Source organism: Salinivibrio sp. PR6 (assembly GCF_001995955.1).
GTDB lineage: Bacteria > Pseudomonadota > Gammaproteobacteria > Enterobacterales > Vibrionaceae > Salinivibrio > Salinivibrio siamensis.
Genome location: NZ_MUFA01000006.1, coordinates 116,899 through 135,262 on the forward strand (window position 1 = coordinate 116,899; position 18,364 = coordinate 135,262).

The 18,364-nt window shown below is 51.0% G+C and carries 24 protein-coding genes; 18 read left to right on the forward strand and 6 right to left on the reverse strand.

All coding sequences use genetic code 11. The features are described 5' to 3' along the window. The first annotated feature begins 14 nt into the window (after window positions 1-14). From BZG72_RS06500 to BZG72_RS06545, 11 genes are all read left to right on the forward strand, one after another. Window positions 15-902, forward strand: a complete 888-nt coding sequence (locus BZG72_RS06500; protein ID WP_077666401.1) for an ABC transporter ATP-binding protein — start codon at window positions 15-17, stop codon at window positions 900-902. Between the two features lie 288 nt (window positions 903-1,190). Beyond that, window positions 1,191-2,207 carry a TRAP transporter substrate-binding protein gene (locus BZG72_RS06505; protein WP_046074670.1) on the forward strand — a complete coding sequence of 339 codons (1,017 nt, stop codon included), beginning with the start codon at window positions 1,191-1,193 and terminating at the stop codon, window positions 2,205-2,207. A gap of 62 nt (window positions 2,208-2,269) precedes the next feature. Continuing rightward, window positions 2,270-2,827, forward strand: a complete 558-nt coding sequence (locus tag BZG72_RS06510) for a TRAP transporter small permease subunit (RefSeq protein ID WP_077606753.1) — start codon at window positions 2,270-2,272, stop codon at window positions 2,825-2,827. Continuing rightward, window positions 2,820-4,136: a TRAP transporter large permease gene (locus tag BZG72_RS06515; protein WP_077666402.1), complete on the forward strand. Its 1,317-nt coding sequence runs from the start codon at window positions 2,820-2,822 to the stop codon at window positions 4,134-4,136. The genes BZG72_RS06510 and BZG72_RS06515 overlap by 8 nt, the downstream gene beginning before the upstream one ends. A gap of 79 nt (window positions 4,137-4,215) precedes the next feature. Further along, entirely contained in the window at window positions 4,216-4,716 is a 501-nt protein-coding gene (locus BZG72_RS06520; RefSeq protein WP_077606752.1) for a gluconokinase, read from the forward strand. After that, window positions 4,713-6,203, forward strand: a complete 1,491-nt coding sequence (gene gndA, locus BZG72_RS06525) for an NADP-dependent phosphogluconate dehydrogenase (protein WP_077666403.1) — start codon at window positions 4,713-4,715, stop codon at window positions 6,201-6,203. Before BZG72_RS06520 ends, gndA begins: the two co-directional genes overlap by 4 nt. A 109-nt stretch (window positions 6,204-6,312) precedes the next feature. Then, window positions 6,313-7,314, forward strand: coding sequence for a gluconate operon transcriptional repressor GntR (gene gntR / locus BZG72_RS06530; protein ID WP_077666404.1), 1,002 nt, complete (start codon window positions 6,313-6,315; stop codon window positions 7,312-7,314). After that, window positions 7,311-7,493 carry a hypothetical protein gene (locus tag BZG72_RS16195; protein WP_131828027.1) on the forward strand — a complete coding sequence of 61 codons (183 nt, stop codon included), beginning with the start codon at window positions 7,311-7,313 and terminating at the stop codon, window positions 7,491-7,493. Before gntR ends, BZG72_RS16195 begins: the two co-directional genes overlap by 4 nt. 212 nt (window positions 7,494-7,705) lie before the next feature. Further along, the gene (abiEi, locus tag BZG72_RS06535; protein WP_077666405.1) at window positions 7,706-8,230 is read left to right on the forward strand and encodes a type IV toxin-antitoxin system AbiEi family antitoxin; all 525 of its coding nucleotides are present in this window, start codon (window positions 7,706-7,708) and stop codon (window positions 8,228-8,230) included. Window positions 8,231-8,258: 28 nt separating this feature from the next. Continuing rightward, a complete protein-coding gene (locus BZG72_RS06540; RefSeq protein ID WP_198930057.1) occupies window positions 8,259-8,483 on the forward strand; it encodes a nucleotidyl transferase AbiEii/AbiGii toxin family protein in 225 nt (74 codons plus the stop codon). A gap of 841 nt (window positions 8,484-9,324) precedes the next feature. After that, window positions 9,325-9,579, forward strand: a complete 255-nt coding sequence (locus BZG72_RS06545; protein ID WP_077666406.1) for a hypothetical protein — start codon at window positions 9,325-9,327, stop codon at window positions 9,577-9,579. A gap of 91 nt (window positions 9,580-9,670) precedes the next feature. Here BZG72_RS06545 and BZG72_RS06550 read toward each other — a convergent pair whose 3' ends face one another. Next, window positions 9,671-10,594: a WYL domain-containing protein gene (locus BZG72_RS06550; RefSeq protein ID WP_077666407.1), complete on the reverse strand. Its 924-nt coding sequence runs from the start codon at window positions 10,592-10,594 to the stop codon at window positions 9,671-9,673. Window positions 10,595-10,763: 169 nt separating this feature from the next. Here BZG72_RS06550 and BZG72_RS16310 point away from each other — a divergent pair, with 169 nt between their 5' ends. Both BZG72_RS16310 and BZG72_RS16515 read left to right on the forward strand, forming a co-directional pair. Beyond that, complete coding sequence (locus BZG72_RS16310) at window positions 10,764-10,934, forward strand: hypothetical protein (protein ID WP_172971700.1); 171 nt, start codon at window positions 10,764-10,766, stop codon at window positions 10,932-10,934. 200 nt (window positions 10,935-11,134) lie between these two features. Then, window positions 11,135-11,260, forward strand: coding sequence for a hypothetical protein (locus BZG72_RS16515; protein WP_256365723.1), 126 nt, complete (start codon window positions 11,135-11,137; stop codon window positions 11,258-11,260). Between the two features lie 25 nt (window positions 11,261-11,285). Here BZG72_RS16515 and BZG72_RS06555 read toward each other — a convergent pair whose 3' ends face one another. From BZG72_RS06555 to BZG72_RS06565, 3 genes are all read right to left on the reverse strand, one after another. Beyond that, window positions 11,286-11,552, reverse strand: a complete 267-nt coding sequence (locus BZG72_RS06555) for a helix-turn-helix domain-containing protein (RefSeq protein WP_108743028.1) — start codon at window positions 11,550-11,552, stop codon at window positions 11,286-11,288. Window positions 11,553-11,845: 293 nt separating this feature from the next. Then, a complete protein-coding gene (locus BZG72_RS16410) occupies window positions 11,846-11,992 on the reverse strand; it encodes a hypothetical protein (RefSeq protein ID WP_241832530.1) in 147 nt (48 codons plus the stop codon). 172 nt (window positions 11,993-12,164) lie between these two features. Further along, window positions 12,165-13,028 (reverse strand): YicC/YloC family endoribonuclease, encoded by an 864-nt coding sequence (locus BZG72_RS06565; protein ID WP_077666409.1) that lies wholly within the window; start codon window positions 13,026-13,028, stop codon window positions 12,165-12,167. Window positions 13,029-13,188: 160 nt separating this feature from the next. Here BZG72_RS06565 and rph point away from each other — a divergent pair, with 160 nt between their 5' ends. Continuing rightward, entirely contained in the window at window positions 13,189-13,908 is a 720-nt protein-coding gene (gene rph, locus BZG72_RS06570; RefSeq protein WP_069361927.1) for a ribonuclease PH, read from the forward strand. A 95-nt stretch (window positions 13,909-14,003) separates the two neighbouring features. Next, window positions 14,004-14,645, forward strand: a complete 642-nt coding sequence (pyrE, locus tag BZG72_RS06575; protein WP_046074691.1) for an orotate phosphoribosyltransferase — start codon at window positions 14,004-14,006, stop codon at window positions 14,643-14,645. A gap of 63 nt (window positions 14,646-14,708) precedes the next feature. Here the strand turns inward: pyrE and slmA are convergent, their stop codons facing one another. Together slmA and coaBC are read right to left on the reverse strand one after the other, a co-directional pair. Further along, window positions 14,709-15,299 (reverse strand): nucleoid occlusion factor SlmA, encoded by a 591-nt coding sequence (gene slmA, locus BZG72_RS06580; protein ID WP_077578225.1) that lies wholly within the window; start codon window positions 15,297-15,299, stop codon window positions 14,709-14,711. A gap of 196 nt (window positions 15,300-15,495) precedes the next feature. Next, window positions 15,496-16,746 (reverse strand): bifunctional phosphopantothenoylcysteine decarboxylase/phosphopantothenate--cysteine ligase CoaBC, encoded by a 1,251-nt coding sequence (coaBC, locus tag BZG72_RS06585; protein ID WP_077666410.1) that lies wholly within the window; start codon window positions 16,744-16,746, stop codon window positions 15,496-15,498. Between the two features lie 245 nt (window positions 16,747-16,991). On the opposite strand from coaBC, the gene radC reads away from it, so the two are divergent. From radC to rpmG, 3 genes are all read left to right on the forward strand, one after another. Further along, window positions 16,992-17,675 (forward strand): RadC family protein, encoded by a 684-nt coding sequence (gene radC / locus BZG72_RS06590; protein ID WP_046074694.1) that lies wholly within the window; start codon window positions 16,992-16,994, stop codon window positions 17,673-17,675. 185 nt (window positions 17,676-17,860) lie between these two features. Further along, window positions 17,861-18,097 carry a 50S ribosomal protein L28 gene (gene rpmB / locus BZG72_RS06595; protein WP_046074695.1) on the forward strand — a complete coding sequence of 79 codons (237 nt, stop codon included), beginning with the start codon at window positions 17,861-17,863 and terminating at the stop codon, window positions 18,095-18,097. Between the two features lie 13 nt (window positions 18,098-18,110). Beyond that, the gene (rpmG, locus tag BZG72_RS06600; protein WP_046074696.1) at window positions 18,111-18,281 is read left to right on the forward strand and encodes a 50S ribosomal protein L33; all 171 of its coding nucleotides are present in this window, start codon (window positions 18,111-18,113) and stop codon (window positions 18,279-18,281) included. Window positions 18,282-18,364: the final 83 nt, after the last annotated feature.

The window sequence follows — 18,364 nt, forward strand, 5'->3', positions numbered from 1 at the left end:
TGCAGGAGAACGAGATGAGCAAGGAAGTCCTCAGAGTAGAAAATCTGAAGCAGTATTTTGTCTCGGGCAAAGGCCTGCTTCGTCAAGGCTACACCATTAAAGCCGTCGATGGCGTATCGCTCTCGGTGTCACAAGGCGAAACGCTGGGGCTGGTCGGTGAGTCGGGATGTGGCAAAAGCACCCTTGGCCGTACCATGCTTAAGCTGTTTGAGCCGACTGAAGGGAAAATTTTCTTTGAAGGTAAAGACATCACGCATTTATCGCCACGTCAGATGCGGCCACTGCGCAAAGACATGCAGATTGTCTTTCAAGACCCGCTCGAGTCGCTAAACCAGCGCCATACCATCGGCGGGATCTTAGAAGAGCCCTTTATTATTCACAATATTGGCACCGCGAAAGAGCGTCGTCAGTGGGTACTTGAGCTATTAGACAAAGTCGGTTTACCCCATGATGCGGTTAACCGCTATCCGCATGAGTTTTCGGGCGGTCAGCGCCAGCGAATTGGTATTGCACGAGCGATCGCCCTTAAACCGAAACTGCTTATTTGTGACGAATCCGTCTCCGCCTTGGATGTGTCGGTGCAGGCGCAGATTCTTAATCTGTTGCTGAAACTCCAGCAAGAGATGAACTTGGCGATGATTTTTATCTCCCACGACTTATCGGTGGTTCGCCATATCTCCGATAAGGTGGCAGTGATGTACTTTGGTCATGTGGTAGAAGAGGGGCCGACTGAAACCGTCTACCATCATCCCCAGCATGAGTACACCCAAAAGCTACTCTCCGCGATCCCAATCACCCATCCCAAATACCGCAAACACAAACGCCGCGCTGAGCAGCCGGCCGCTGACGCGGACGTTCAGCACGAGTCGGTGGGCGAAAAAAAGCCTGAAACCACCCGCTAGCACCGTTTCCCACCCTGTTTCAGGGTGGGCATCGGCTCATGCTTACGCTTTTTACCGCGGACGCTAGCCCGACAACCGCCAATGTGGTGTGCCTCACACTTCTTCCTCTTTGCTTTATCCTTGTGACAAATTAATCAATAACTGTGAGTGCGATCTCTGTTCATGCATTAGTGTTACCGGTAACTTTACGGCGTAGAACGTTGGTAACATAACTATTACATCCAGTGTTTCGACCAATCGCATTCCAGGACTTTGGAATAAGTGGAAATAAAACAAGGACATCCTACTATGAAAGCAATAACGAAAACCCTGCTCGCTGCCTCTATCTCTGGCTTGTTCTCTGTGTCAGCGATGGCGGCGGATTTTAATCTGAAAATCCAATCCTCTGATCCCTCAGGTGATCTCAACTTTAAGGTTCAGCAGCGCTGGGCGGATCGTGTTGAGACCATGTCTGATGGCCAAATCAATATCGATTTATTGCCTGTCGGCTCTGTGGTGAAACACACCGAGACCCTTGGGGCGATAAAAATGGGGATCCTGGACGGCCATGTTACCGCCACGGGCTACTTTTCGGGCAAAGATCCGGCCTTTGGCTTGATTGGTAATATGGTCGGTGCCTGGTCCGATACCACCCAGCTGCTGCAATACATGAATTACGGTGGCGGGAATGAGCTGATGACTGAGCTTTACGCTCCGTACGGCGTGCAGTTTGTAGGCGCATCGACCACAGGCGTTGAGTCGTTTATTTCCAAAAAACCGATTGATGGCGTGGCTGATCTGAAAGGGCTCAAACTGCGTGCCCCGGAAGGCTTGGTGCAGCAAGTGTTTGCCGCCGCTGGCGCCACACCGGTTAACTTGCCGGGCTCGGAAGTCTTTACCGGTCTGAGTAAAGGGGTGATTGATGCGGCCGATTACACCGTGTTTTCCACCAACCAAAAAGCGGGCATGAATGATATTGCACCGCACCCAGTGCAACCAGGCTTCCACTCGCTGCCACTGATTGATATCTCTATTGCGCAGAAAAAATGGGACAAGATGCCGGAAGACTTGCAGACCATTTTGAAAACCTCTGTTCGTGACTTTTCTTACGACATGACCACCCAACTGAAAATGGCAGATATGGCAGCTGTGAAAGAGGCCAAAGCCAACCCAGAGATCACTATCCACGATTGGTCTGACGAAGAGCGCAAGAAGTTTCGTGAAATTGCCAAAACCCAATGGAAAGTGTTTGCCGAGCGCTCACCGAATGCACAAAAAGTGTATGACTCAGTGACCGAGTTCTTAGAAACCAATGGCTTGTTGTAAGCATTCATCCTTGTCTTGTCAGTGATAGGAGGGCATCGCCCTCCTGATTGTGGACCTATTTTATGACTGAACAAACACCTCATACCCCGCCCGAGCCCGACGAGCACCCAAGAAACGTACTCGATAGAGCGATCATTAAGGTGAGCCACCTATTAAGTTGGTTGTTTATCGCCACCGTCTTTATCTCTTTTTATGAAGTGGTGATGCGCTACCTGTTTGATTCGCCCACCACCTGGGTGCATGAAACGGCCTCATTTATCGGCGGCTCTTTGTTCATTATCGGTGGGATTTATGCCTTCGCGGCCAATCGCCATGTGCGTGTCGTCCTGGTTTACGACGCGGTGTCGTCACAAACGCGCAAATACCTCAACCTGGTTCATCACCTCGTGGGGCTCGCGTTTGCCAGTATGCTGGCTTATTCATCCTACTCGCTTGCCAAGGAAGCCTGGTTTGCACCTTGGGGCGAATTACGGCTTGAGACCTCGGGGTCTGTGCTTAATGCGCCCTATCCGGCGCTGCTTAAAGGGCTGATTTTTATCGCGCTGTGTATTCTCGTGATCCAGTTTGTATTGCATCTCATCCAAGAGCTGATGGGACTGAGGAACAAAGACGATGTTTGATTTATCTTCGATTGGACTGGCATGGGGAAGCCTGCTCATGCTGGTGATGCTGATTGGACTGCTGCTCACTGGGATGCAATTGGCGTTTGTGTCTGGGTTTGTGGCGATCTTTTTTACCCTCTTTTGGTTTGGCCCCGAGGCGATGCCATTAATTGCCAGCCGTACCTACAGTTTTGCCTCTGGTTACGTCTTTTTAGCCGTGCCGATGTTCGTGTTGATGGCAGCACTGCTTGACCGTTCAGGCATTGCCAAAGATCTTTTCGATGCCATGAAGTCCCTAGGACGCAAGGTGAGAGGCGGAGTCGCGGTACAAACCATTTTAGTCGCGGTGTTGCTGGCTTCTATGTCTGGCGTGATTGGCGGTGAAACCGTGTTATTGGGGATCTTGGCATTACCGCAAATGCTCCGCCTTGGTTATGATCGCAAACTGGCGATCGGGACCACCTGTGCCGGGGGCGCGCTCGGGACCATGCTGCCGCCCAGTATCGTACTGATTATTTACGGCATGACCGCCAGTGTATCGATTGGCGATTTGTTCAAGGCATCCTTTCTCCCCGCCTTTATTCTCGCCGCCTGTTACATCGCTTATGTGTTGATTCGCTGTAAGTTAAACCCATCTCTGGCACCGATCCCAAGCGACAGCGGCGAAGAAGAGGAGCCGCAAGTGAGCTACTTTAAGGCGCTTTTTTTCCCGCTTTTCTCGGTAGCGGTGGTGCTTGGTAGTATTTACACCGGGGTGGCCTCGGTCACTGAAGCCTCGGCGCTTGGCGTGGTGGGGATCATGCTGTCTGCGATTGTCCGTGGTGAGATGAACCGTTCGATGCTCAAAGAGAGCGCGATTGCCACCATGCGCACTTGCGGGATGATCATGTGGATTGGCATTGGTGCCAGCGCCCTGGTGGGAATCTACAACCTGATGGGCGGGATTGATTTTGTTGAACAAGTGATCCTGAGCCTAAGTGGCGGCAGTGCGATAGGTACCTTGCTTATCATGATGGTGATCTTACTCGTCTTAGGGATGTTTCTAGACTGGGTCGGGGTGGCGCTGTTAACCATGCCGATTTTTGTGCCCATCATCACCGGGCTTGGTTTTGACCCCATTTGGTTCGGGGTGGTGTTCTGCCTCAACATGCAGGTGTCGTTCCTTTCGCCACCATTTGGACCCGCTGCTTTTTACCTTAAATCGGTGGCCCCGAAAGACATTAGTCTTGGTGAGATTTTTACCTCACTCCTGCCTTTTATCGCCCTGCAAGTGTTCGTGCTGTCATTGGTGATTATCTTCCCTGAGTTGGCAATGTGGTGGCAATGATCATGGTATTAAAACAGCAATATCGAGTTCTCAAGATGTTATCGCTGGCGTGTGGCCTGGCTAAGGGTTGTGGTGTGTAATGAAAGTAAAAAAACTATTAATCATGGGGGTTTCAGGGTGCGGAAAAAGCCTGATTGGCAGTGAAATTGCCCGTGCACTCGACCTGCCTTTTTATGACGGTGACGATTATCATCCCGCTGACAATGTTGAAAAAATGCGGCAAGGGATCCCACTGACTGATGCTGACCGTAGTGGCTGGTTGCGCACCTTGAACCGTCTGTACACCGACAACGAAGCGGCGGTGATTGCCTGCTCAGCATTAAAACCGGAGTACCGTGACGTTCTGCGACAAAACAACCCAGAGTTAGTGATTGTCTACCTGCAAGGGGATTACGCCACGATTTGGTCACGGCTACAAAAACGGGCTAACCACTATTTTCATGGTGAAGCCATGCTGCGTAGCCAATTTGACGCCTTGGTTGAGCCCAGCGCCGAAGAGGCCTTGTTTGTCGATATCTCTTACCCCGTCGACACCGTGGTCGCGCACGCGTTGCAACAAATAAAGGAGGTGGAGTCATGATGCCATCACAGATAAGTCTGGTTGGATTAGGTGTGATGGGGAAAAGCCTGGCTTTAAACCTTGTCGATCATGGCTTTAACGTCGCAGGCTTTGATATTGATCCGCATCACCGGCAAGCGGCGCGCGAGGCCGCGCTGCCCCTCAATCAGGTCTCGGGAAAAGGCCAGCTAACGGTGGTCGATTCGCTATCTCAGCTGCTGGCCAGTTTGCAAACGCCGCGTGTTATCGCCTTGTCGGTGCCCGCCGGCGAAGTTGTTGATCAGGTGATCGATGAGTTGTTGGCGGCGGGCCTGGCACCTGACGATATTGTTATCGATACCGGCAACAGCCTGTGGACAGATAGTGAGCGGCGCGCCCGCGACTACCAAGGGCAGTTGCGCTTTTTTAACACCGCCATCTCCGGTGGGGAAGTGGGCGCGCGTACCGGCCCCTCGCTGATGGCCAGTGGCGATGCGTCAGCGTGGGCGCAGGTTAAACCCATGTGGTTGGCGATTGCGGCAAAAGTGGATCACGCCGGTCAGCCTGTGGGCCAGTTTGAGCAGGGGGAGCCGTGTGCCGCTTATTTAGGCGGGGCGGGTGTGGGTCATTATGTCAAGATGGTACATAACGGCATTGAATATGCGGACATGCAGTTAATCGCGGAAGCGTACCATTTTATGTCGCAAGCACTAGGACTGTCGGCGGTGGAAATTGGCCACTGTTTTGCTCGTTGGAACCAAGGGCCGCTCAATAGCTACTTGATGGCAATCAGCGCCGAGATCCTACAAACCCCAGACCCTATCACAGGTAAGCCGTTCGTCGAGGTGGTACTGGATAAAGCCGGCCAAAAGGGGACAGGCATGTGGACGGCAGTGAATGCGCTGCAAACTGGTGTCGCGGCCCCGACCATTGCCCAGGCGGTGTTTGCACGCGCCCAAAGTGGCTTAAAAGCGGTGCGAGTGGCGGCAGCGAAAACCCGTACCAACTCAGCGGCTGTTGCGTATGATGATATTGATACGCAGCTTGAAAACCTCCACGACGCCCTGTATTGCGCCAAATTATCGGTGTATGCCCAAGGGTTTGATCTGATCAACACCACCGCGCAGCAACAAGGCTGGACACTGGATTTTGCGCAAATTGCCAAGATCTGGCGGGCAGGGTGCATTATCCGCGCACAATGTTTAAGCGAGATTGCCAGCGCGTATCAACAGACGCCAGATGTCGCTAACTTACTTCTTGTCGCGCCCTTTGCCGAGGCGATGAGCCGCCAAGCTTCCGGCTGGCGTGCGACCGTTGCCAGTGCCGCGCAAGCGGCGGTGCCTATTCCCGCGATGGCGGCGTCATTGAGCTATTTTGATGCTCTTCATAGCGAGGTGTTACCCGCTAACTTGCTTCAGGCTCAGCGCGACTATTTTGGCGCCCATGGTTATGCACGTGTCGATGATGATGGGTCACGCCAGTACCATTTGACCTGGAGTGAGCAGCCAAAGCGACAACAAACACGATAAGCCAACGCGCGCTGTGATGGGCGCGCCTTTTTGTTACACGTAACAACAAAAAGGGCCAAAGAGTGGGTATGATGGAGCCAAAACAAGACTGCATCAATGAAAGACCCAGATGGCGAATAAGAAAAAGCGACCGACATTACAAGACATTGCCGATCGAGTCGGCGTCACCAAAATGACAGTAAGCCGCTGTTTACGCGACCCGGCGATGGTCTCGGACGCCGCCCGTGAAAAAATCCAATTGGCGGTAGAGGAGCTGGGTTACATTCCCAACCGCGCCCCCGATATTCTCTCCAATGCAAAATCCCATGCAATTGGCGTACTGGTGCCTTCCCTGACCAACCAAGTCTTTGCCGAAGTGATCCGCGGGATTGAATCCGTCACTTCACCAGAGGGCTATCAAACCATGATTGCCCACTACAGCTACAGCGCCGCGCTTGAAGAGCAGAGCATTGAGTCTTTGCTCTCGTATAACGTCGATGCGATCATTTTGTCCGAAAATGTCCATACCGATAGAGCGCGTAAAATGCTGCAAACCGCCTCGATTCCGGTGATTGAAATCATGGACAGCGTGTCGCCACGCCTCGAGCAAGCGGTTGGGTTTGACAACACCAAAGCCTCGCGCGATATGACCAACGCCCTGATTGAAAAAGGGCGCCGATGCATTGCGTATTTTGCCGCCCGTATGGATGAGCGCACGCGGTTAAAGCTTGAGGGCTATCATCAAGCGATTGATCAAACCCAGCAAACGCCGATCAGCCTACAAACTGAAGACGCCTCGTCATTTACCTTAGGGGCCAAGTTACTCGGCCAGCTCCTTGAATTACATCCCGAGGTGGATGGCATTGTTTGCACCAACGATGATTTGGCGATTGGCGCTTTATATGAGTGCCAACGACGCGGGATCAAGGTGCCGGAACACATTGCGATTGCCGGTTTTCACGGCCACGACATCAGCCAAGCCATGCTCCCCAAACTGGCGACAGTGATCACCCCTCGAGAAGAAATCGGCCGCGTCGCCGCCACCGAGCTTATCGCCCGACTCCGCGGCGTCGACACCTGGCCGAGCCACATCGATCTCGGCTACCGCATTGAACACGGGGAGAGTATTTGAGGCAGGGGTCATGGCACAGTGCTAGGGCGTTTTCTGCGAACGCGTTAACCGCTATTTATCGCCAGCGTGAGCCTGGTTGCCAGCAAGCGCACGAGCAAGCAAATCGCACTTGCCCCAGTGGCTACGATCCGGCATTACGCTATTTGCATCAGCTTCACGATTATTCTGCGTTCTTTTAATTGCGGTTTAAGCGCTTTGTAGCAGCTAACAGCCGTCGTGAAGCGTTGTTCGCAAAAAATATCGTTGAGTTTTGATTGGTTAAAAGCCTTTATGTGCGCCTATTGGTCTACAGATTGTTACCTATAAAGTAACTTTGTGTAGACCATTTTCTTGCGCTGGTTTAATAATGGGTCTACGCTAAGTGAGTTATTTGGTAATTTAGTGTAGACCTATGGCAAAGTCTGATGAGCTACTAAACGTATTCGCAAAAGCAGTTCGCGCTGGCGGAGGCGTTCACAGTGCAGCTGAGCTTGCTTTTATGTTGGGTGTGCCCTGTGATCCTGCTTTTAGAAAACTCCTCGCAGATAGCGTAAAAAAGGGCTTGCTAAGACGGGTGGTAAAAGGGTTCTATGAAAGCATGATTACCCCTCCTGAGCCTGAGACGGCTATTTATAAAATCATCAAAAAGTTACGTAGTGGGGTATTGAATTACATCAGCTTGGAAAGCCAGCTCAGTCATACCGGTGATATTTCGCAAATTGTGATGGGCAGGACCACGGTAGTGACTAAAGGTCGAAGTGGTTGTTTTGATACGCCTTATGGCGTGATCGAATTTACCCATACTAAAAGGCCAGTCGAGCAAATCGCCCCTAATTTATACTATGACCCCGATATCCAAATGTATCGCGCATTCAAAGAACAAGCGATTGCAGATCTAAAGCACTGCCGCCGCAATTTACATATGCTGGAGAGCTAAGTATGGGGGAGCGTGTAGGAGAGAGCGTATGCTGAAGCAACAAATTCGCCAAATCGTACAGTCAAACCCTGACTATGCATCAATCACGCCCGTGATCGAAAAAGAGATCTTGCATCATGACATTATGGATGTGCTGATCAAGCAAGGCGTTCTGCAGCGATTAACCTTTATTGGCGGCACCTCACTACGCATGTGCTACAACAGCAGTCGACTTTCAGAAGATCTTGATTTCAACGGTGGCCACTTCTTTTAAGTTCATCCCCATTTCTCGGTATCGGTGCACTTTTTGGTGGCGTTCGCTGTCGGGTTGGCGCCCTTTGTATTTGCCGGCTTGTTTGGCGGCGACAATGCCTTGTTGCTGTCGGGCGCGGTGGGTGAATTGGCCGTATGCCTTTATTTTCCTTCGCGGTGTTGGTTTTTCCGTGTTGGTGGGTTGGGAGGTTTTTGATAGGACAAACGATATAGTGTATGGCCGGTTTTCGAATCGGATATAAGTATCCTGTGCGGTAAATCACAAAAAAATCATTTATAATATAAATGTTTTATTGCCCCGGATCGGGACACAGTGCTTATCGGTCATTATGGCGGGGATGTTCCTTGCTCAGAAGGTAGAAATCGTCTCAGAGCGTCTTTTAGGGTGCTTTCTGTGGTAGAAAACCAATGGTTTTACTGCGAGAGGTGGTCAATAAAAGTACAAGGAGGTGACAGTTTGACACCCCTGTCGACAGGTCTTACATTCGACCTTGTAAAGTTACTTTACGTTTTCCGTATTAAAAAGTGTTCTTCGAGCAGGCATAACTTGAAGAAACACAGCAGACACCCCGCCCATTTTTTTTGGGCGGGGTATTTGTGTTTTGTTTATTTTTTGTTACTATGCTTTTTGTGACCTAAAAGTCACGTTAGATACTGAAATAGCGGCTTTATGCCAAAATGTCGCTTTTTTGGGTATAAATTTGTATTTAATACGGAAATCTTAAATTATGAATTATTCGAAACCGCGACTTCGGTCGTTACACACGGCTCCCGTGTCCTTAGGTAGCGCTGAAATAGCACGCTTATCTTGGCTCTTCTACCAAGGATCGCGACAAACCAAAATGGCTAAGGTCTTCGTAGCCGTCGCCGACACTCCTCTTATCAATACCCATCAAATCAGGATGGTGACTGATATTTCAAACCCCTCTGATGCGATACGGGCTATCAACAAAAAGTTGATGAATCATGGCCTTATGATTATGCGCGAAGAGCCAATTGGTGTGCCACCAAATGGTGATTTTCATTATTGGTATCTATGTGAAGCGCCTATACAGACGCTACCCGTACAGATGGCGGATAATGATCCACGCATTTAGTGGTCGCTTGAGGATAAAGCCCGTTTCTGCGGGCTTTTTTAGTTTTGGCTATCGGTCGCGCTCAATCCCGCAGCGGTTCCGTTGTTTTTAACTAGTCCTGCGAGCGAGACTCTAAGTCTTTAATGACGACATCAACCATATCTTGGTTGGTGAGTTTAAACTGATATTGCAACGGATCGCACTGAGGCCCTTCATCGATTTCGCCCTCGGTTCGAGCATCAATTTGCCAAAGTTTCGTCATTACATAGACCAGTGCTGCTCGTTCATAAACGATCAGCTTCGTGTCGTGCATAAAGCCAAAATCCATCTTAATGATGTTTTGTTGATCTTCCGGCAGGTTCGGATGTGGAATAAGTAGTAGCGGAACTTGAGTGCTCCACATCTTATCGTTACTCAAGCTTTCTTCATTCGATATCCTGTTGTCTTCATTAGCTTTTACTTCTTTAACCCTCGCAAAGTCGAAGTTTTTAAACACGCCTTCAGGGCTGTCTTTTTTACAACACCCTCGAAAGCTCCATGTTTTACCGTTAAAGAAAATGGCTAATGGGAAGATTTCACGCCAAGATTCGCCTTTGCTGTGTGCAGAGAAGTAGTTTGCTTTAACCGAGTAGCCACCGGCGATAGCTCGCGTAATGCAAGCGACGTTGTTTACATCAAGGTGGCTGTTGGGGATACCTATTCGTGCGTAGGGAAGCATAGGCTCAGTGAGTATTTTGTTTTTATTGAACCCATTGGCTAGCATGCCTAATGCGGTATCAGCAGACAGATCTAGCAAAGGTTTAAAGGTGTCTACCAGTATGGCGTTGGCTCGCTTCTTCCGGACGTAATCCATATTTCCAGGACAAATGCTGGCATACGTTTTCATCATTTTGGATGATGCCGCTTCTGCTAAGCCAAACATATTTTTTAAGTCAGAGCGGTTAATCGTCCCCGTGAACTGCAGCTTAAAATCGATATAAGCCATGCGCTCAGCTAGGGAGACGTCCTCTGCTTTTAAGTCTCGATATGTGGTCATGATATAGCCCTCTTCTTTCCTCCATTGTAACAGAAAACTCAAAGCACGTATTAAAAGTATATGTGGCAAGATCATTTTTAAATAAAAATTAGATCTATGCCTTGAATCTTAAAAGAGATTTGGTTAAGGTTTACTCTATCCATGCTGAAGATGAAATAGGAGGAAGAGTATGGCTACAAATGGTGTTTCTGGTGACAACCGCCGACACGGTGCAGTACGAGAGCGTTCTCAAACTCAAACGGCTTCAGGGCATTGGGTGAAGCGAGATGCGAACACTGGCCGCTTTATGAATGTAAAGCAGGACGGAAGCCCGTTTAAGGGGGTAAGAAAAGAGAAATAAAAAGGCATATCTACGCCAATAGATATGCCTATTTACCGTTGAGATGGGGTTTTGCTTGCGCCAACAAGCAAAATAGCTCTACTACTGAGAGGTCCCACGCTCTGAGGTGTGTACTATTTCAATACGACTCAATAATACGCACAAACTCGGCCTATCTCAACTCATGGGGATCCCTCTCTCATAAAAATGAGGAGTATCTCATGAAAAATGGCGTTCGCTTTCCGAAAGCAAGAAAGCAAAAAGTGGTGCCTGTAGTGGCTTATCCACGCTTTCGTTTCGGTCGCTGGGAGCACGTAATTTCCCATTACCGTTCCCTACCCAACTGATAAATACTAAGGGCGCCAAGGCGCCCTATTTTTTCGCCAAAATTCGACACACTTGCGATCGGCTGTATCCGGTCGCGCCGGCCACTTCAGTTAAGCTCATCCCCATTTCTCGGTATCGGTGCACTTTTTGGTGGCGTTCGCTGTCGGGTTGGCGCCCTTTGTATTTGCCGGCTTGTTTGGCGGCGGCAATGCCTTGGTGCTGTCTGGCGCGGCGAGTTTCGTAATCCTTTCTGGCCATGGCGGCCATCAAGTCAATCAGCATGTTGTTTATTGCATCGAGCACCGCACTCATGATCGGGTCGTGTTGTGCGGTTTGGGTTTGCAGTGCTTGCTGGCCGAGCGAGACTTATTGTCGTCATATCCATTGGTGACGTCGCGTAGGATCTCGTTAATATCGACGGGATGGACTTTGTCCAATTCCACTTTTCCGATGCGCCAGCCACCTCGCGCTCGTATAGGCTCTTTTCTTTCTGGTGAGATGCGATTTCTCGTCGACGAAGTTCGCAGTAGTCCGCGTACAGATCATTGAGCGCTTGAAAGGGGTTTTGGTTGACCTTTTGTCGTCCATGAACCGGGTCAGCACCTCTACGCTTGATCGCTGGGGTAGCGAAGCATCCAATAGGAGTCGTCGCGTTTCGGGGTCATAAGGTAGAGGCCATTGCTGTCGGCATGCCGAACGGATAGCTTTTCTCGGATAAGTTTCTTGACGGTTTTGTCGTGTAGCGTGCTCATTTTTCTGCCTTAAAAATTGGGGAGTACAATTCGCCGATACAATATAGCGAGAAAATACTCCCCAACCTACTACCCAAACTTGGCAGAGCTTACACGAACACCATGACCGTCAAAAAAAGAATAAATATTTGATTATATTGCTGTTAATGACATCGATGAACACTAATAAACATCACTCAATATTCTGGATCTGCTCGCGCATTTGCTCGATAAGCACTTTGAGCTCGACGCCGGAGGCGGTGATCTCGGTGCTGATTGATTTGGAAGCGAGGGTGTTAGCTTCGCGGTTGAACTCTTGCATCATAAAGTCCAAGCGTCGGCCGCAGGCGCCGCCTTTTTTGAGGATTTTATGTGCTTCTGAAACGTGTGAGTCCAAGCGGTCAAGCTCTTCTGCAACATCCACTTTTTGCGCTAGCATCACCATTTCTTGTTCAACGCGGGCTGGGTCGAGTTCCACTTGTGCTTCTTCTAAGCGCGTGGTTAAACGTTCACGCTGCCACTCAATCACGGTGGGCATCTTTTCACGCACTTTGATCACTTCGGCGCTAATGGCATCGAGTCGCTGCTCAATCAGGGCTTTCATGTTCTCGCCTTCGCTGGCACGTGCGGCGATAAAGGCATCAAGTGCTTCATCAAGACCAGCTAATAAGGCGCGGTGTAGCTCGTCGGTGTCTTGCTCCGGCGCTTCCATCACGCCTGGCCAGTTCAGGACTTGAAACGGATTGATGTTGCCTTCACCTGCGGTCTCTTTCACCCATTTGGCGGCGTGAATCACTTGCTTGGCCAAGGCTTCATTGATGGTGAGCTTATATTGGCTGGCTTGTGAGGTATCAAAGCGCAGGTTGCATTCCACTTTGCCGCGGGCTAGGCGCTTGCGAAAACGCTCGCGTACCACAGGCTCAAGGCTACGTAGCTGCTCAGGCATGCGAATGTAGGTTTCGAGATAGCGCTGGTTAACGGAGCGGATTTCCCAAACCGCGTTGCCCCAATCGCCCTTGAGTTCTTGTCGGGCGTAGGCGGTCATACTGTGGATCATGTGTACCTGCTCTTGTGTGCTGAAGGTGAATGGCAAAGATTATACGCATCCTCGCCCCCGTCGTCAGCTGTCTTGGTCTGTGGGGCGGACAGGGATCGCAAGCGGGCGGAGAAACACGTATAATCGCGCCCACATTCTGTCAGTCAATAAGGTAACTTGCATGCGCCCAAGTGGAAGAGCACTCGACCAAATTCGTCCCGTTAGCTTTACCCGCGGTTTTACGGCCCACGCAGAAGGCTCTGTGTTGGTGTGCTTTGGTGATACCAAGGTGATTTGTAACGCCACGATTGAAGAGGGCGTGCCGCGCTTTTTAAAAGGCAAGGGCCAAGGTTGGGTGACTGCCGAGTATGGCATGTTGCCGCGTGCAACCCACACCCGTAACCGTCGTGAAGCGTCCAGCGGTAAACAAGGTGGCCGTACCGTCGAAATTCAACGTTTGATTGGCCGCAGTTTGCGCGCCGCGGTCGATTTAAAAGCACTGGGTGAGCGCACCATTACCGTTGACTGTGACGTGATTCAAGCCGACGGCGGCACGCGCACGGCGTCCATTTCGGGGGCGAGTGTAGCACTGGCGGACGCGCTTAACGCGCTGGTACGCGAGGGCAAGCTTGCGGCTAACCCGATGCGTGGGCATGTGGCCGCTGTATCAGTGGGTATTTATCAGCAAACGCCGATTTGTGACCTTGAATACGTGGAGGACTCGGCGGCCGATACCGACATGAATGTGGTGATGCTCGAAGATGGCCGCATGATTGAGGTGCAGGGCACCGCCGAAGCGGAGCCGTTTACCCCCGATGAGCTAAACGCGATGCTCGCGTTGGCCAGTAAGGGCATTGATGACATTGTCGTCGCGCAAAAATCGGCACTCGCCGACGCATAACAGATTGAATAGCTCCCACATCGGGGGCTATTTTTTTATCTATACGACCCCGGGTGACATGTGGCGTGTCACCAAGACAACCAAGAGAGGAACGAATGAAAGCCTATCAGCGCCAGTTTATTGAGTTTGCCCTTGAGCGAGAGGTATTAAAGTTTGGCGAGTTTACGCTTAAATCAGGGCGGAAAAGTCCGTACTTTTTTAACGCCGGCTTGTTTAACACCGGGCGTGACTTGGCAAAACTGGGTGAATTTTATGCGGCCGCGTTGATGGATGCAGGGATTGATTACGATGTTTTGTTTGGTCCTGCGTACAAAGGGATCCCGATTGCTACCACCACCGCGGTAGCACTTGCTGCGCACCATAATGTGGATACGCCTTATTGCTTCAACCGTAAAGAAGCCAAAGACCATGGTGAGGGCGGCAACTTGGTCGGCAGCGCGCTGAGTGGCCGTGTGATGTTGGTGGATGATGTGATCACTGCAGGTACCGCTATCCGTGAGTCAATGACACTGATTCAGGCGCAAGGGGCGCAGCTTGCTGGGGTGTTGGTGGCGATTGACCGCCAAGAGCGTGGTCAAGGTGAGCTGTCGGCGATTCAAGAAGTGGAGCGTGACTTCGATTGTCAGGTGGTTTCTATCATTAGCTTGTCGGACTTGGTCGCCTATTTGGAGCAAAGCCAAGCGGATCCAGCTCATCTAGCGGCGGTGAAAGCGTACCAGGCGAGCTACGGGATTTAAGTTACAGGTGTGCAGCTGGCTGACTTGAGTGCGCCAGCTGCACTACGCTCGTTGCACTGCTATTCACTGCAGTTGATTGGTGAGCAGTTGCCAGTATTGCTCGAAATTGGCGGTCGGCAGCTGTTTAAATGACGAGCGTACGTAGCGACAAAAGCCGCCTTCTACTTGGCTAATCAATTGGCTGGCAAGCACCGCCTCATCCAATGGAAACCCCTTCCCTTCACGTAAACGACGCTCGCGCAGTACTTGCTTAAGCTGTGCCTCGACGCGCTCAAACAGCTGGTTGATACGCGCTTGCAACCTATCTTGCTCAAACATCAATGCATGACCTGTCATAATGCGCGTGAGCCCCGGGTTGCGCTCACCAAAGGCCAGCAATAATTGCAAGATCAGTTTGAGGCGCACCAAGGTGTCCTTTTCTTCCTCAATGATCAGGTTGATGCGGGATAACAGTGAATCTTCAATAAATTCGATTAATCCCTCAAACATCCGCGCTTTACTGGGGAAGTGGCGATAGAGTGCCGCCTCAGACACCCCGACTTGTTCGGCGAGTTTGGCCGTGGTGATGCGTTGGCTGCCTTGGGTTGACTCCAGCATCTGCGCGAGCGCTTGGAGGATCTCTTCGCGGCGATTACTTTTTTTTGGGGCTGCCATGGGTGCGATTCCTTTGTCTTTTTATCTATCACACTGGCGACCAGTAAAGGAGGCATCATGGAGAGGTGCCGCCCAGTGTGAGTATTTCCTCCTATCTTAGCGACGAGGTCTCTGTATTAAAAGCAAAAAGCGTGGCCATGGCGCACGCTTTTGAACTTGTATTTTTGCTCAATATAAGCTGTTTGTATTGTGTGGTTCAGGGTTGCTTCTGACAGGTTTGTTGTAAATAGCACGCGTGAATGTGTGCCATGACATTGCGCGCTAATAAGCGTTTTTCCTCGACGGGCAGCGCCTGATCGCCGCCAGGCCAGAACAGATGTAAGGCATTGCGATCGCTGTTAAAGCCTTGATCGGATTGGGACACATCGTTAGCACAAATCATATCAAGCTTTTTGCGCGCCAGCTTGTCACGCGCGTAGGTCGCGACATCTTGGGTTTCGGCGGCAAAGCCGACCGTAAATGGACGATGTGACGTTAAGCCCGCTACCGAAGCAATAATATCGGGATTTTTTACCATGGTGACGGTCATCGCGTCTTTATCCACTTGCTTTTTCATCTTCTGTTCGGCGATGTGTTGTGGACGGTAGTCCGCGACCGCGGCACAGCCGATAAAAATATCTTGGTCGGTGATGCGCTCATGTACTGCATCATGCATCTGTTGGGCGCTGGTGACATCAATACGCGTGATTCCTGCCGGCGCTGACAGCGCAACCGGGCCAGAGACTAAGGTGACGTCGGCCCCTAAACTGGCTGCCGCCTCGGCGAGGGCATAGCCCATTTTCCCTGAACTATGGTTAGAGAGATAACGAACAGGGTCCAAGGCTTCGCGGGTAGGGCCGGCGGTAATCATCACGCGCTTGCCTGAAAGCGGTTTGGGGCCGGCCCAACGTTCGCATTCCGCCACTAAGGCCAGCGGCTCGAGCATGCGCCCAAGGCCCACATCGCCGCAAGCTTGCGCGCCACTGTCGGGGCCCCATATCAAGCAGCCGCGGGCACGCAGTCCACGTAAGTTCGCCTGAGTGGCTTGGGCGCGGTACATTTGCTGGTTCATTGCTGGCGCAATCGCCAGAGGCGCATCGGTGGCCAAGCATACGGTGGTGAGCAAATCATTGCCCATGCCTGCATGTATCCGGGCAATCAAATCGGCAGTTGCCGGGGCAATCAGCACGAGATCCGCCCATTTAGCCAGTTCAATGTGTCCCATTGAGGCTTCGGCAGCCGGGTCGAGCAAGCTATCAGACACGGGATGCCCAGAAACGGCTTGCATGGTCAATGGCGTAATAAACTCTTTTGCGGCATGGGTCATCACCACCTTGACGGTGGCTCCACGCTCGATGAGGCGGCGGGTGAGATCGGCACACTTATATGCGGCAATCCCACCACCCATGCCAAGCAGAATACGTTTACCGGCCAGCGTCTGGGCTGGCTGCTGTGAACTATTGGCCATAATGCTCTGTGTGTTTGAACGACAATGACGAAACCATACCATAATCCTTAGCGCAAAAAGCTTGTTTGAGCGCATGAATCCGTATGGGGTGTGACGTGCGTTGGATGTGATATGGCTAGCGCGTGGCTGAAAGCATTGACGGTGGCACATGATAAAACCACGAGCGCGCCGCAGTTACATGGAAAAGCTATTGCGGCGTGAAAGAGGCTTACTTTAACTGGCGGCAACGTTGAAGAGGGATCACCATGAGCCTAAAAACCTTGCCGCAAGACTGTCGACCCAGAGAGCGTTTATTAGCGCGAGGGGCGGAAAGCTTATCGGACGCCGAGCTGTTGGCGATTTTTCTACGCACCGGCGTCACAGGGATGAGTGCGGTAGCGCTGGCTGACCACCTGTTGCAGGATTTTGGCTCGCTCCGGGCGCTGATGGGCGCCGACCAAGGAGCGTTTTGTCAGCGAAAAGGACTGGGTAGCGCCAAATATGCTCAGCTTCAAGCTGTGCTTGAGCTGAGCCGGCGCTATTTAAAAGAAACCTTAAGCAAAACCGACGCACTGACCAGCCCGGACCATACTCGCCGTTATCTCTCGACGTTACTGCGCGACCGGCCTCGCGAGGCCTTTTACGTTTTATTTCTCGATAATCAGCATCGCGTGATAGCCGATGAGCAACTTTTTGAAGGCACGCACAATGCGGCGAGTGTTTACCCACGAGAAATTGTTCGCCGCGCGCTCGAGTTGCATGCCGCAGCACTGATTTTGGCCCATAACCACCCATCGGGCGTGGCAGAGCCGAGCCAGGCAGACCGACATATTACCGATAGAATTGCCAATGCCTTGTCATTAGTGGATGTTCGCGTGCTTGATCACCTAGTGATTGGGGACGGAGATGTGGTATCGTTCGCCGAGCGAGGTTGGTTGTTATCCCCTTAAGGATCGCCATTGGCGAAAAAAACGATCAAAAAGCGCATAAAAGGATCTGCTCGGGACTTGAGCAATGTGAATTCAGTTAGTATAATGCGCCACCTTTGATAGCCTTGACCTTCGACCTGACCTTAACGATGCAGGACTGGCGGACAAGGTTGATATCGAGCCGAAACGATTTTGGAGAGACTTTCATGTCACGAGTATGCCAAGTAACTGGCAAGCGTCCTGTAGTTGGTAACAACCGCTCTCACGCTAATAACGCCACCAAGCGTCGTTTTCTGCCGAACCTGCAAACTCATCGTTTCTGGGTAGAAAGCGAAAAACGCTTCGTTAAACTGCGTCTATCTACTAAAGGTATGCGCATCATCGACAAAAAAGGCATTGATTCTGTACTTACAGAAATGCGTGCCCGCGGTGAGAACGTATAAGAGGAATTAGAGAATGGCTAAAAACGGCGTTCGTGAGAAGATTCGTCTAGTATCCTCTGCAGGTACTGGTCACTTCTACACCACAGACAAGAACAAACGTAACATGCCTAGCAAATTCGAGATCAAAAAATTTGATCCTGTAGTTCGCAAGCACGTTATGTATAAAGAAGCCAAAATCAAGTAAATTGATCGACGCTTTGAGAAAGACCCAGCTTCGGCTGGGTTTTTTTATAACTAAAATCTGGCCGCATTTGCGGTTATACTGCG

Excerpts from the sequence above, each read along its gene's own strand:
- BZG72_RS06500 (WP_077666401.1), top strand. The coding sequence starts at position 15 with ATGAGCAAGGAAGTCCTCAGAGTAGAAAATCTGAAGCAGTATTTTGTC.
- BZG72_RS06505 (WP_046074670.1), top strand. The coding sequence starts at position 1,191 with ATGAAAGCAATAACGAAAACCCTGCTCGCTGCCTCTATCTCTGGCTTG.
- BZG72_RS06510 (WP_077606753.1), top strand. The coding sequence starts at position 2,270 with ATGACTGAACAAACACCTCATACCCCGCCCGAGCCCGACGAGCACCCA.
- BZG72_RS06515 (WP_077666402.1), top strand. The coding sequence starts at position 2,820 with ATGTTTGATTTATCTTCGATTGGACTGGCATGGGGAAGCCTGCTCATG.
- BZG72_RS06520 (WP_077606752.1), top strand. The coding sequence starts at position 4,216 with ATGAAAGTAAAAAAACTATTAATCATGGGGGTTTCAGGGTGCGGAAAA.
- gndA (WP_077666403.1), top strand. The coding sequence starts at position 4,713 with ATGATGCCATCACAGATAAGTCTGGTTGGATTAGGTGTGATGGGGAAA.
- gntR (WP_077666404.1), top strand. The coding sequence starts at position 6,313 with ATGGCGAATAAGAAAAAGCGACCGACATTACAAGACATTGCCGATCGA.
- abiEi (WP_077666405.1), top strand. The coding sequence starts at position 7,706 with ATGGCAAAGTCTGATGAGCTACTAAACGTATTCGCAAAAGCAGTTCGC.
- BZG72_RS06540 (WP_198930057.1), top strand. The coding sequence starts at position 8,259 with ATGCTGAAGCAACAAATTCGCCAAATCGTACAGTCAAACCCTGACTAT.
- BZG72_RS06545 (WP_077666406.1), top strand. The coding sequence starts at position 9,325 with ATGGCTAAGGTCTTCGTAGCCGTCGCCGACACTCCTCTTATCAATACC.
- BZG72_RS06550 (WP_077666407.1), bottom strand. The coding sequence starts at position 10,594 with ATGACCACATATCGAGACTTAAAAGCAGAGGACGTCTCCCTAGCTGAG.
- BZG72_RS16310 (WP_172971700.1), top strand. The coding sequence starts at position 10,764 with ATGGCTACAAATGGTGTTTCTGGTGACAACCGCCGACACGGTGCAGTA.
- BZG72_RS16515 (WP_256365723.1), top strand. The coding sequence starts at position 11,135 with ATGAAAAATGGCGTTCGCTTTCCGAAAGCAAGAAAGCAAAAAGTGGTG.
- BZG72_RS06555 (WP_108743028.1), bottom strand. The coding sequence starts at position 11,552 with ATGAGTGCGGTGCTCGATGCAATAAACAACATGCTGATTGACTTGATG.
- BZG72_RS16410 (WP_241832530.1), bottom strand. The coding sequence starts at position 11,992 with ATGAGCACGCTACACGACAAAACCGTCAAGAAACTTATCCGAGAAAAG.
- BZG72_RS06565 (WP_077666409.1), bottom strand. The coding sequence starts at position 13,028 with ATGATCCACAGTATGACCGCCTACGCCCGACAAGAACTCAAGGGCGAT.
- rph (WP_069361927.1), top strand. The coding sequence starts at position 13,189 with ATGCGCCCAAGTGGAAGAGCACTCGACCAAATTCGTCCCGTTAGCTTT.
- pyrE (WP_046074691.1), top strand. The coding sequence starts at position 14,004 with ATGAAAGCCTATCAGCGCCAGTTTATTGAGTTTGCCCTTGAGCGAGAG.
- slmA (WP_077578225.1), bottom strand. The coding sequence starts at position 15,299 with ATGGCAGCCCCAAAAAAAAGTAATCGCCGCGAAGAGATCCTCCAAGCG.
- coaBC (WP_077666410.1), bottom strand. The coding sequence starts at position 16,746 with ATGGCCAATAGTTCACAGCAGCCAGCCCAGACGCTGGCCGGTAAACGT.
- radC (WP_046074694.1), top strand. The coding sequence starts at position 16,992 with ATGAGCCTAAAAACCTTGCCGCAAGACTGTCGACCCAGAGAGCGTTTA.
- rpmB (WP_046074695.1), top strand. The coding sequence starts at position 17,861 with ATGTCACGAGTATGCCAAGTAACTGGCAAGCGTCCTGTAGTTGGTAAC.
- rpmG (WP_046074696.1), top strand. The coding sequence starts at position 18,111 with ATGGCTAAAAACGGCGTTCGTGAGAAGATTCGTCTAGTATCCTCTGCA.